Consider the following 11,785-nt stretch of genomic DNA (forward strand, 5'->3'; position numbering starts at 1 on the left):
CTTCGCAAACTCCGCCCAACCGGGACACGTTCCCGGTTTTATTGGATCTTTAAACTCATCTAGATGTCAGGAAAAAGCATGCGCGATCCCATCCTCCTCACACCCGGACCTCTGAGCACCAGCCTGCGCACCAAGTCGGCCATGCTGACCGACTGGGGTTCGTGGGACCAGTCCTTCAATCAGCTCACCGCCAGCGTCTGCCGCGATTTGCTGGAGATCGTCAACGGCGGCGCCAGCCATGTCTGCGTGCCGTTGCAAGGTTCCGGCACCTTCGCGGTGGAAGCCGCCATCGGCACACTGCTGCCGCGCGACGGCAAGTTGCTGGTGCTGGCCAACGGCGCCTACGGCAAACGCATGGCGCAGGCGGTAGAAATCATGGGGCGCCAGGTGGTGCTCAGCCACAGCGCCGATGACGTAGCTCCGGATGCTGCAGAACTGGCCCGCATTCTGCAAAGCGACCCTGCCATCACTCACGTCGGCGTGATTCATTGCGAGACCAGCGTCGGCATTCTGAACCCGCTGCGCGAACTGGCAGCGGTGGTGGCCGAGGCCGGCCGCGCGCTGATCGTGGATGCCATGTCGTCCTTCGGCGCCTTGCCGATCGACCTGAGGACGCTGCAGGCCGAGGCCGTGATCGCCTCCGCCAACAAATGTCTGGAAGGCGTGCCCGGCATGGGCTTTGTACTGGTGCAGCGCGAACGTCTGCTGGCCTCGCGCGGCAATTCGCATTCGCTGTCCATGGATCTGCTGGCCCAATACGAGTACATGCAAAAGACCGGGCAATGGCGCTTCACGCCGCCGACGCATGTGGTTGCGGCCTTGCGCGCGGCGCTCGATCAATACATCGAACAGGGCGGTCAGCCGGCGCGCCTGGCGCGTTATCGCAACAACTGTGAGCGCTTGCTGGCCGGCATGCAGCGCAGTGGTTTTCGCAGTCTGCTACCGCCCGAATTGCAGGCGCCCATCATCGCCACCTTCCACGCGCCCAGACATCCCGGCTACGATTTCAGCCGCTTCTATGAGGCGGTGCGCGACAAGGGCTTCGTGCTGTATCCGGGCAAGCTGACCCAGATCGAAACCTTTCGCGTCGGCTGCATCGGCGCCATCGACCACGCGGAAATCGATCAGGCCGTGGCCGCCATCGCGCAGGCCATCGATGAGCTGGGCTGGAGCACGGAGTGGCAAGCTGAAACCGGAGCATTCGCATGACATCGCACTATCAACAACTGGAAGCAGTGATCTTCGACTGGGCCGGCACCATCGTCGACTTCGGATCCTTCGCGCCGACTCAGGTGCTGCTGGATGTGTTCGCCAGCGTCGGCGTGCCGATCAGCATGCAGGAAGCGCGGGTGCCCATGGGGCTGGCCAAGTGGGATCACATCCGCGCGCTGGGCAATCTGCCGGCCGTCGCCGAGCGCTGGCGCAAACGTTTCGACGCACGCATGAGCGACGCCGACGTCGATCGCTTGTATGCCGAATTCATGCCGCTGCAGGTGGCGCGCGTCGGCCTGTATTCGCAGCCGATTCCGGGCGCGCTCGATGCCGTAGCCTGTCTGCGTCAGCGCGGTCTGAAGATCGGTTCCTGCTCCGGCTATCCGCGCGTGGTGATGGATGCCTTGCTGCCGATTGCGGCTGCCGCCGGCTATCAGCCCGACTGCACGATTGCCACCGATGATCTGCGCGCCGGCGGGCGCCCGGGACCGTGGATGGCTCTGGCCAATGTGCTGGAACTGGGCGTAGGCGATGTGCGCAGCTGCGTCAAGGTAGACGACACTGCGCCCGGGATCGTCGAGGGCTTGCGTGCCGGCATGTGGACTGTCGGTCTGGCGGCCAGCGGCAATGAAGTCGGTCTGAATGCGCAGCAATGGCTGGCGCTGGATGAGGCGGAACGCGAGCAACGCCGCCGTCCGGCCACGGCCACTTTGCAAGGAGCGGGGGCGCATTACGTGATCGACACCGTGGCCGAACTGCCGACCGTGCTGGATCTGATCGAGCAGCGTTTGCTGAGCGGCGAACGGCCCTGAAGGGACAGGCATGAGCGAGACTTTTCGGCCCTTCTGGCTGCAGCAGGCCCTGGCCGCCGAGCAGCGTGATCCGGCCAATCAAGGCAATGCGCCGACGCCGCTGCAAGGCGATCTGGATGTCGATATATGCATCGTCGGCGGCGGCTACACCGGACTATGGACCGCTATCATGGTGCGTCAGGCGCGGCCGGACTGGCGCATCGCCGTGATCGAACGCGACCTGTGCGGCGCCGGCGCCTCAGGCCGCAACGGCGGTTGCATGCTGACCTGGTCGACCAAGTTTCTGTCGCTGGCGCAACTGTTCGGTGCAGCCGAAGCAGCGCGGCTGGTGCAGGCCTCCGAGCAGGCGGTGACCCAGATTGCAGACTTCTGCCGCGCGCATGCCATCGACGCTGAAGTGCGTACCGCAGGCGCTGTATATGCGGCCAGCAACGATGCCCAGGTCGGCGCCATCGACAGCGTGTTGCAGGCCTTGCAAAAGCAGGGCATCAATCGCTGGCGCAGCGTCGATGCCGCAGAATGTGAATCGCTGGCCGGCAGCGCGCGCATGCGCCACGGCGTGTTCACCGATGCCGCGGGCAGCGTGCAACCGGCCAGGCTGGTGCGTGGCTTGCGTCGTGTGGCGCTGGCGATGGGCGTTGCCGTCCATGAAAAAACATCCATGCTGGAGTTGCGCCAGTCGGCACGTCCGCAAGTGCAAACCGGCGCCGGATGCATCACCGCTACTCAAATTGTGCTGGCGACCAATGCCGACATGGCGCGCCAGTTTCCGCAATTTGCGCGCGACGTGGTGCTGGTGTCCTCCGACATGGTCATCACCGAGCCGCGGCCTGATCTGGTCGCCGCCATCGGACTTGATCGGGGCCAGGCGGTATGCGATCTGCGCACCTTTGTGCATTACTGGCGCAGCACGCCGGACGGTCGCCTGATGCTGGGCAAAGGCGGCAATGAAATCGCCTTCGGCAATCGCATGCTGCGGCGTTTCGACCAGCCCAGCCGCTATCGCTCGCCATTGCAGCAAGCGCTGCAGACATTTTTCCCTGCGCTGGCAGAGGTGCCGATTGCCGCCAGCTGGACCGGCGCTTCGGACCGTTCGGCCACCGGTTTTCCTTTCTTCGGCCGGCTGAGCAAGCATGCCAACATCTTTTACGGCTTCGGCTATTCCGGCAATGGCGTGGTGCAAAGCTATCTGGGCGGCAGCATTTTGTCTTCGCTGCTGCTGGGCGCCGACAACGCCTGGACCCGTTCCGTCCTGACGCGCGGACCGCTGGCCTCGTTTCCGCCTGAACCGGTGCGCTGGTGCGGCGCGATGCTGGTACGCGATGCCATCCGCCGCAAGGAGCGCTGCGAAGATGCAGGTACGGCGCCGCATGCCATCGATCGCTATCTGTCGCGATTTGCGCGCATGGCATCCAAGGCGGATGAAGCCGAGAAGGTGGATGCGGGCAAGCAGGGCGTATGAGTCCGAAGCGCCGCTGAGCGGCCATGGCAAACGATTTCCATTGATGTGCAAATGGCAATTTTTTATTGCTGATCAGAAATTTACTGTCATTGAGTAGTAATACTACGATGCAACAATGCGCCCGCTAACAGATTCGTTGCGGCCGGCATCAGCGCGACCAACGAGTCGCTTCTGATATCGGGGAACAAGAACATGACTATCCGCCTGCGCATTACCTTGCTTGTCATTCTCAGTTTTATCGCGATTGCCGCCATCGGCGGTTACGCCGTATTTCAGTCACGCAGCAGTGCCGTTGAAGTCAAATCCGTCACCGAAGGCGTGGTGCCCAGCGTGCTGGCCTCGTCCGATCTGGTCGGGCAGCTCAAGGATGTTCAGCTGGCGGCAATGGTGATGGTCACTGAAACCGACAACCAGCTGGTGGTGCAGGAAAACGAAAAACTGAGCGAAAAAAAAGCCGCTCTTGAAAGTGCACTGGCGCTGCAACTGAAACACGCTGACGGCGTGGCGCAGCGCGGTCTGATCGATCAGGCCAAGGAAAGTCTGGACAACTATTTCGGCGCCATCGACAACACCGCCAAGTTCAAGCTGGCCGGCAAGAACGAGATTGCGCAAGCCTCCTTCTTCGGCGGCGTGGTGCAGTATCAGGCGGAGCTGGAAGGCATCGTCAACACCTTGCGCATCGAAAAGAATCGCAGCAAGGACAGCGCCATCACTTCGCTCAACAGCAATCTCGCCACGACTACTACCGCGATCTCGATGGTCACGGCGGTCGCGGTACTGCTGCTGGGCGGCTTCGGTCTGCTGCTGTACCGCCAGATCACCGGCCCGATCAGCCGCATGCAGAAGATGATGAGCGAGATCGCTGCCAGCCAGGATTTCACGCGGCGTCTGCCGGTGCAGCGCATGGATGAAGTGGGGCATTCCATCGTCGCCTTCAACGGCATGATAGAGAAGATTCAGGAGGCTTCGGTTCAGCTCAGGCAAAAGACCGCCGACATGCAGGCCATGCTGCAAAACATTCCGCAGGGCATTCTGACCATCGTCGACGGCAACAAGGTGCATCCGGAATATTCGGCCTTCCTTGAAACCGTATTCGAAACCACCGACATCGGCGGCCGCGATGTGATGGAACTGGTGTTCTCCGGCACCTCGCTGGGCGCCGACACCTTGTCGCAGATCGAGGCCATCGGCGGCGCCTGCATAGGCGAAGACGTAATGAACTTCGCGTTCAACGAACACCTGATGGTGGGCGAAGTCGAGAAGACCATGGCCGACGGCCGCGTCAAGATTCTCGATCTGAGCTGGTCGCCGATTACCGACGACGCCGATCAGGTGATTCGTCTGATGCTGTGCGTACGCGACGTCACAGAGCTGCGCCAGCTGGCGGCCGAAGCCAACGAGCAGAAACATGAACTGGAAATGATAGGCGAGATCCTCGCGGTCAGCACCGTCAAGTTCCAGGACTTCATCGCCAGCTCGCGCCGCTTCCTGGAAGAGAACGAGCAGATCGTGCATCAGAACCCGGAAGCGACTGCCTTCGCGGTCGCCAAACTGTTCCGCAACATGCACACCATCAAGGGAAACGGCCGCACCTACGGCCTGCTGCATCTGGCCAACGCCGTGCACGACGCCGAGCAGCACTACGAAGATCTGCGCCATCCTGAAAGCGGTGCAGTCTGGGATCAGGAATATCTGTTGCAGGAGCTGGTGCGCGTGCGCGCCATCGTCGACCGCTATGCACGCATCAGCGAAGTGACGCTCGGTCGTCAGAGCAAGGACGCGAACGCGCTGCAGGTGGAGGAACGCCACACGCTGACCATCGACCGCAAGCACATTCAGGAAAGCCTGCACAAGCTGGAAACCGTCAACACCGCCAATCTGCATGAGCTGGTGGCCGTGCGTAACGCGGTGCGCAAGACGCTGCGCCTGCTCGGCACGGAACCTGTCGGCGAGACCCTCAGGAGCGTGATCGAATCGCTGCCGGCGCTGGCGGCCGAGCTCGGCAAGGCGGCGCCGAATGTCGAGATCGAAGACAACGGCTACGTGATCCACGCGCATTCTTCGTCGATGCTGACCAATGTCTTCATGCACCTGATCCGAAATGCCATGGATCACGGCCTGGAAAGCACCGAAGAACGGGTGGCGCTGGGCAAGCCGGAGGCCGGCACCATCAGGCTGGAACTGGGCGTGATGGACAATCTGCTGCACATGGCTTTGACCGATGATGGTCGCGGTCTGGCGCTGGCGCGGATTCGCGGCATCGCCATCGAAAAGAATCTGATCAGCGTCGATCAGGTCATGAGCGATGCCGACATAGCACGTCTGATCATGCGCGCCGGCTTCTCCACGCGTAGCGAAGTGACTGACGTGTCCGGTCGCGGTGTCGGCATGGATGCGGTGCTGGACTTCGTCACCCGCGAGCATGGCCAGATTGAAATCCGCTTCCTGGATCGCAATGAGGGGGCTGACTTCCGACCGTTCCAGATCATCGTGATGCTGCCGGAAAACGTCGCCGTTGAAGTCGATGGCATCGATGTGCCTTACCCGCTGGCTGGTCAGGAGCCGCCAGCCCCCCTGGTCAATCTGCCGCTGAGCGGCGATCCGCAGGTGGCTTGAGCGTTTTGCTGTAAGCCTGTAGTCCGCATGGGCGGACCACAGGCGGTTCATGTTTCCGGAAAGTTGAAAGCATCATGATGTTGAATTCCATTCTCTTGGTCTTGCTTGGCGCCGTGGCGGCAAGCCTTCCCTGGCTGCTGCAGATGCGTCGCTTGAAGGCGCGACTGGCGCGCATGATCGATCTGGAACAGGTCGAAATCCTCAAGCGCAACGTGCAGCTCACGCTGGAGGCGCAGCAGGCCAATCTGGAACAGCAGCAGCTGGAACTGTACAGAGAGCGACATGAGAGCGATCAGGAACTCGCGCGCATGCGCAGTGAGAACGAACAAGTGGTGACCCGCCTGAGTTCGCAGAACTCGGAAAGCATGGCCCGTATTCTGCAAAACTGCGACGCTTCGCAGGAAACCATCGGTAATCTGCTGGGGCTGATGCGCACCTTCGAGCGCTGGCATGACGACATGAATGTGCTGATCACGCATAACCGCGAGATGCATCGCAAGAACGATGAGTTTTCGCTGATCGTCAATCAGGTGGTGATCGTGGCGCTCAATGCTTCAATTGAGGCGGCGCGCGCCGGCGCGCATGGCCGCGGCTTTGCCGTCGTGGCGTCGGAAGTGCGCGATCTGGCGCATCGCGCCGAGAAACTCTCGAAGAGCTATCGCAGCAATCTGTATCAGAACGACCTGATCACGACCACTACCTTCCAGGACTTGCAGGCCGGCGGCAAGATGATCATCGGCGCCATCATCGGCCTCGACCTGATCAACAAGAAGACCAAGGAAGCGCTGGCAGCCTGATTCACTTCACATCCCATCGATCATCATGCTCAGTCAATCAGCCAAAGACGGTTTCGACACCTTGCTGACCCAAGCGCTCAGGCAAAGCCTGGTGCCTTCCGACGCCGCCTGTGAAGTCAGCGTGCTGGCCAATATCGGTGACATCCCCGAGAAAAAAATGGTGGTGCTGACGGTCTCGTCATATTTGTTCCGCCTGATGGTGATGTTCTATTTCAATCCGGACCGCGGCACCCAGGAACACTTCGCGCGCCTGAACCGGCTGGAGTCGGCCGAGATGGATGAGCAGAGCTTCATGGATGCCATTGCTGAAGCCGGCAACCTGTGCTGCGGGATTCTCAACCGCGATCTGGGCAGCTTCTTTCCGCATATCGGCATGTCGACGCCGAACGTCATCGACACCCAGTGCGCCGCCTATCTGCAAACGCTCAACTGCGAGCACATCCAGCACTTCGCGGTGGACATAGACCAGAGCCGGCGTTTTCACGTCAGCCTGACGGTGTCTGCCTATGCCGATATCGATTTCGAAGTCAGTGCGGAAGAACTGGGCGGCAGTACCGGCGAACTCGAATTGTTCTGAACGGAGAAAACCATGGATCGGCAAGCCGAACTCATCAGCAAGGTATTGGTGCTCGACAACGACGCCGATTGCCACGACACCATTCGCGGTTTTTGCGAGCGCAGCGGCCTGGTCGGGCTCAGGGTGCAGGAAGAACATCTGATGACGGTGCTGCGCAGCAACGTCGATCTGGGCGGTGTGATGCTGTCGGAAAGCTGTGCCGGTCTGGCGCAGGGCGATGGCGGTCTGGCGCGCCAGATCAATCAGATCCGGCCCGAGTTGCCGCTGTTCCTGCGGCGCAAGCGCGAAGCCGACGGCGTACAGATCGCTGCGCGCGACGCCCGTCTGTTTGCGGCGATCTACCGCATCGACGACATCGATTCCTTGCAGGAGGCGCTGGATAAATCCATCTTCAGCCTGCGCTATCCGAATGCGCTGGTGCGCGGCATTGCCGAACTTAGCAAGAGTGTGCTGGAAAACCAGTTTCAGGATTGGAACGTCGAGGTCGAAACGCCTTATCTGGTGCGCGACCGCATCATCTTCGGCGAGCTGTTCACGCTGATTCCGCTGGAGAGCAACTGGTGCCGCGGCTACATGATGCTGCAGGCGGAAGAAGAGTCGCTGCTGCGCATTGCGCCGCCTTTGGGGGAAGAGAGTTCCGGCAACGGCGATGAAGACAATTTCCGCCAGCTCAACAATACGCTGGCAGAGATCACCAATCTGATCTGGGGCTGGTTCAAGAACCGCTTCATTGCACAGAATGAGATACAAGCGGCCGGCGCCGGCCATCTGGCGCAAGTTCCCATCGTGGTCAACCACGGTCGCCGCTACATCTCTTTCGGCTCGGATGATGCACAGCTCTGTTTCAAGTATGTGCTGAGCGCCAAGGAGGGCAGCGACCGTCGCCCGGTCTGCCTGCAGCAACGCTTTATTTTCAACCTCAGCTGGTCGCCCGACGACTTCAGAGAAAACCAGGCCTCAGTCGAAGACCTGTGCAACTCGGGCGAACTGGAATTGTTTTAAGTCATTTTAATCACGCACCTCACAAGAGAACACTCATGGCACAGATTTTGGTAGTCGACGATTCAAGCACCGTCCGCGCAGAAGTGGGCGATTTCCTGAAGAAGAACGGCCTCGACGTGGCGCTGGCGGTAGACGGCCGCGATGGCCTCAACAAACTCAAGGGCGATCCGGCCATCAAACTGGTGGTGTCCGACGTCAATATGCCCAACATGGACGGCCTGACCATGGCCGAGAAGATCCGCAGCGAACTCGGCAACGCCAGCGTCAACATCATCATGCTGACCACGGAAAATTCGCCGATCATGAAAGAACGCGGCAAGGCGGCCGGCATCAAGGGCTGGATCGTCAAGCCGTTCAAGGGCGATGCCGTACTGCCGACTTTCAAGAAGCTGGTCGGCGTCTGATCTTGATCCCGGCGGCTGTCGGGGCTGCGCAACGCAAACTCGCCATAAAAAAAGGAAGGTGCCGCAAGGCCCTTCCTTTTTCATTTTCATGCACCTGATTCCGCTACGGCGCCGCTGCCGGCGCGATAGCTGCCTGGCTTATTTCACCTTGTCCTGCGCCACATCCATGATCAGACGCGCAGACAGATACAGGCGCGGCACCACGGTATTGAGCTGCACATATTCGGCGCTGTTGGAGTGCGCGCCGAAGCCGCTCAGGCCCATGCCTTCGATTACCGCGCCTTTGGACTTCAACGCCGCAAACGCGGCGTCGGTGCCGCCGCCGGTGGCAATTTCCGCCACGTTCAGCGGCATATCGATTTCCTGATAGATGGCTTTGCCGTGGGCCGCGACCTTGCGCGAAACCGGGGTGGCTTCCAGCGGCGGGCGGCGCACTTCAAACTTCACGCTGACCTTGGCGTCGGGAATCAGCTGTTTCTTGATGCCTTCGTTCAGTTGCGCCTGCAGTTCGTCGAAGTCGCTGACTTTCAGCGCGCGCGCATCGGCCTGCGCGCTGGCGGTGGCCGGAATGACGTTGCGGTTGGTGCCGGCCTGCGCCACGGTCCAGTTCAGCTTGAGGCCGCGCTCAGGCTGCGACAGCGCATTGAGTTGCAGCAGCTGATGCGAGAGTTCATACAGCGCGTTCACGCCTTTTTCCGGAGAGGCGCCGGCATGCGAGGATTTCCCGGCGACTTCCAGATAAGCGGCGCCGATGCCGCTGGTCGCCAGGCGCAACTGGCCGTCGGTGCCGCCGCCTTCGTACGAAAACACCGCATCCTGCTGGGCGCCGAATTTGGTATGCAGGTTGCGGCCGCCGGGTGAGCTGACTTCTTCATCGCCGTTGATCAGCACCGTGAGCGTGTCGTAGTCCTTGAAGCCCATCTTTTGCAGGATTGCGATGGTGTGCAGGATGGTGGCGATGCCTTGCTTGTCATCGGCGATGCCCAGTCCGTAAGCCTTGTCGCCGTCGACGCGGAAGGGCTGATCCTTGAGCATGCCGCGCAGATAGACGGTATCCATATGCGCTATCAGCATGATCTTGCGTTTGCCGTTGCCCTTGAATTCCGCATGCACGATCTGGCCCAGCTTGGGCTGCGTGTCGTCCATGCGATACACCTCGGGCGCGTCCAGCAGCTCGACCTTGCCGCCGAGCTGGGTCAGGCGCTCCTTGATGAGTGCCGCGATGCGCGCCAGTCCTTCCAGATCCTTGCTGCCGGACTCGATGCCGACCAGATCACGCATGGTGTCTATCATGGCCGGTTTCTCTTTCTGCGCCAGATCGAAGATCGGTGCAACAGGCGCCGCGTGCGCCGCCTGCAGGCTCAAGGCCAGCGCGGGCAGCATCAGCAGTTTCAGAAGCTTGTGGTTAGCGCGGCGGGAAGACATTGCGGATAAAGTCATGGGGAGATTCTCTCTACGGGCTCGTGAATGGCTGGGCTGAAATTGTTGCCGGGCAATTATATCGGCGATGCGCGGTACGCAGGGCCGGGATATGATTCAGGCTCAACAACTTTCTTCCCCCTCAGCGCTCAATATGTCCAATCTCATCGTTCACGGCGGTCGCCCTTTACGCGGCGAAGTCATCCCGTCGGCCAACAAAAACGCCGTCCTCCCGATTCTGTGCGCCACCTTGCTGACCGATCAGCCGCTGCGCCTGATCGGGGTGCCGGAGATCACCGACGTGAAAAAGATCCTGGATATTTTCCGTGTGTTCGGAAGCGACGTGGCGATGGATTTTTCCACCGGCATCCTGGAGCTGCATCATCATCTGACCAGCTTTGATCCGGCCGTGCATAGGCTGCCGGAGGAGATGCGTTCCTCCATCATGCTGGTGCCGCCCTTGCTGGCGCGCTTTGGCGTGGCGCGGCTGGAAAACGATGTCAAAGGTTGTACCCTGGGCGTGCGCGAAATCGACCCGCATGTCGAGGTGTTCGAACGCTTCGGTGCATCCATCGAGGCAACTGCCGACTCGCTGATCGTGCGCACCGAAACGCAGATGCGGGCCAACAGCCACTGGCTGGACTATGCATCGGTCACCACGACTGAAAACTTTGTGCTGTGCGCGGCGTCGGCCGGCGGCAATTCGGTGCTGGTCAACGCCGCCTCCGAGCCCCACGTGCAGGAGTTTTGCCGCTTCATGGCGATGCTGGGCGTGGAGATCGACGGCATCGGCACCTCCCGTTTGTCGATCGAAGGCGGCAAGAAACTCGGCGGCGGCGAATTCCGCTTCAGCGAGGATTTCCACGAAATCGCCACCTTCCTGGCGCTGGGCGCCATCACCGGCGGCCAGATCCGCGTGAAAAATACGGCGCCGGAGCAGTTCCCCCTGATCGACAGAACCTTTGCCAAATTCGGTGTGCGCGTGATCCATCAGGATGGCTGGTCGTATACGGAGGTGGATGGGCAGCTCAAGGTCAACAAGCCGTTCACGCCGAATATTCTGACCAAGATCGAAGCCGCGCCATGGCCGTATCTGCCGGTTGATCTGCTGCCGATCTTCATTGCACTCGGCGTCAAGGCTGAGGGCAGCGTGATGTTCTGGAACAAGATTTACGACGGCGCCATGGGCTGGACCGGCGAGCTGTCCAAATTCGGCGCCCATGTCTTCCTGTCCGATCCGCACCGCCTGATTACCTTCGGCGGTATTCGCCTGAGCCCTGCCTCGGTGGAAAGCCCGTACATCATCCGGGTGGCGATTGCGCTGTTCATGGTGGCGGCCAGCATCGAGGGAAAATCTGAAATCAGAAATGCCTTGCCGATCAAGCGCGCGCATCCCAAGTTCGTGGAAAATCTACGCTCGGTCGGCGCCAGCGTGGAGTGGACCGATTCCGAGACGGAGTGACGGGATAAAGCGAGAGAGGGGC

General features: G+C 60.8%; 10 protein-coding genes. 9 read left to right on the forward strand and 1 reads right to left on the reverse strand.

The genetic code is table 11. The features are described from left to right. Positions 1-78 precede the first annotated feature (78 nt). From PQR62_RS23260 to PQR62_RS23295, 8 genes are all read left to right on the forward strand, one after another. Positions 79-1,209, forward strand: coding sequence for a 2-aminoethylphosphonate--pyruvate transaminase (locus PQR62_RS23260; protein ID WP_408160449.1), 1,131 nt, complete (start codon positions 79-81; stop codon positions 1,207-1,209). Beyond that, positions 1,206-2,024, forward strand: a complete 819-nt coding sequence (gene phnX / locus PQR62_RS23265) for a phosphonoacetaldehyde hydrolase (protein WP_408160450.1) — start codon at positions 1,206-1,208, stop codon at positions 2,022-2,024. Before PQR62_RS23260 ends, phnX begins: the two co-directional genes overlap by 4 nt. A gap of 10 nt (positions 2,025-2,034) precedes the next feature. Next, complete coding sequence (locus tag PQR62_RS23270; protein ID WP_408160451.1) at positions 2,035-3,486, forward strand: FAD-dependent oxidoreductase; 1,452 nt, start codon at positions 2,035-2,037, stop codon at positions 3,484-3,486. 192 nt (positions 3,487-3,678) lie between these two features. Further along, positions 3,679-6,102: a HAMP domain-containing protein gene (locus PQR62_RS23275; protein WP_408160452.1), complete on the forward strand. Its 2,424-nt coding sequence runs from the start codon at positions 3,679-3,681 to the stop codon at positions 6,100-6,102. Positions 6,103-6,179: 77 nt separating this feature from the next. Further along, the gene (locus tag PQR62_RS23280; protein ID WP_408160539.1) at positions 6,180-6,899 is read left to right on the forward strand and encodes a methyl-accepting chemotaxis protein; all 720 of its coding nucleotides are present in this window, start codon (positions 6,180-6,182) and stop codon (positions 6,897-6,899) included. Positions 6,900-6,924: 25 nt separating this feature from the next. Then, positions 6,925-7,476 (forward strand): hypothetical protein, encoded by a 552-nt coding sequence (locus PQR62_RS23285; protein ID WP_408160453.1) that lies wholly within the window; start codon positions 6,925-6,927, stop codon positions 7,474-7,476. A gap of 12 nt (positions 7,477-7,488) precedes the next feature. Continuing rightward, positions 7,489-8,478, forward strand: a complete 990-nt coding sequence (locus tag PQR62_RS23290) for a chemotaxis protein CheX (protein WP_408160454.1) — start codon at positions 7,489-7,491, stop codon at positions 8,476-8,478. A 35-nt stretch (positions 8,479-8,513) separates the two neighbouring features. Beyond that, positions 8,514-8,882, forward strand: coding sequence for a response regulator (locus PQR62_RS23295; RefSeq protein ID WP_408160455.1), 369 nt, complete (start codon positions 8,514-8,516; stop codon positions 8,880-8,882). 138 nt (positions 8,883-9,020) lie between these two features. Here the strand turns inward: PQR62_RS23295 and PQR62_RS23300 are convergent, their stop codons facing one another. Continuing rightward, a complete protein-coding gene (locus PQR62_RS23300) occupies positions 9,021-10,322 on the reverse strand; it encodes a M20/M25/M40 family metallo-hydrolase (RefSeq protein WP_408160456.1) in 1,302 nt (433 codons plus the stop codon). Positions 10,323-10,455: 133 nt separating this feature from the next. Here PQR62_RS23300 and PQR62_RS23305 point away from each other — a divergent pair, with 133 nt between their 5' ends. Then, positions 10,456-11,763 carry a UDP-N-acetylglucosamine 1-carboxyvinyltransferase gene (locus PQR62_RS23305; protein ID WP_408160457.1) on the forward strand — a complete coding sequence of 436 codons (1,308 nt, stop codon included), beginning with the start codon at positions 10,456-10,458 and terminating at the stop codon, positions 11,761-11,763. Positions 11,764-11,785: the final 22 nt, after the last annotated feature.

It is taken from the genome of Herbaspirillum lusitanum, from assembly GCF_046025995.1.
GTDB classification, from domain to species: domain Bacteria; phylum Pseudomonadota; class Gammaproteobacteria; order Burkholderiales; family Burkholderiaceae_D; genus Herbaspirillum; species Herbaspirillum lusitanum_A.

Coding starts and splice junctions, on each gene's coding strand:
- PQR62_RS23260 (WP_408160449.1), top strand. CDS start 79: ATGCGCGATCCCATCCTCCTCACACCCGGACCTCTGAGCACCAGCCTG.
- phnX (WP_408160450.1), top strand. CDS start 1,206: ATGACATCGCACTATCAACAACTGGAAGCAGTGATCTTCGACTGGGCC.
- PQR62_RS23270 (WP_408160451.1), top strand. CDS start 2,035: ATGAGCGAGACTTTTCGGCCCTTCTGGCTGCAGCAGGCCCTGGCCGCC.
- PQR62_RS23275 (WP_408160452.1), top strand. CDS start 3,679: ATGACTATCCGCCTGCGCATTACCTTGCTTGTCATTCTCAGTTTTATC.
- PQR62_RS23280 (WP_408160539.1), top strand. CDS start 6,180: ATGTTGAATTCCATTCTCTTGGTCTTGCTTGGCGCCGTGGCGGCAAGC.
- PQR62_RS23285 (WP_408160453.1), top strand. CDS start 6,925: ATGCTCAGTCAATCAGCCAAAGACGGTTTCGACACCTTGCTGACCCAA.
- PQR62_RS23290 (WP_408160454.1), top strand. CDS start 7,489: ATGGATCGGCAAGCCGAACTCATCAGCAAGGTATTGGTGCTCGACAAC.
- PQR62_RS23295 (WP_408160455.1), top strand. CDS start 8,514: ATGGCACAGATTTTGGTAGTCGACGATTCAAGCACCGTCCGCGCAGAA.
- PQR62_RS23300 (WP_408160456.1), bottom strand. CDS start 10,322: ATGACTTTATCCGCAATGTCTTCCCGCCGCGCTAACCACAAGCTTCTG.
- PQR62_RS23305 (WP_408160457.1), top strand. CDS start 10,456: ATGTCCAATCTCATCGTTCACGGCGGTCGCCCTTTACGCGGCGAAGTC.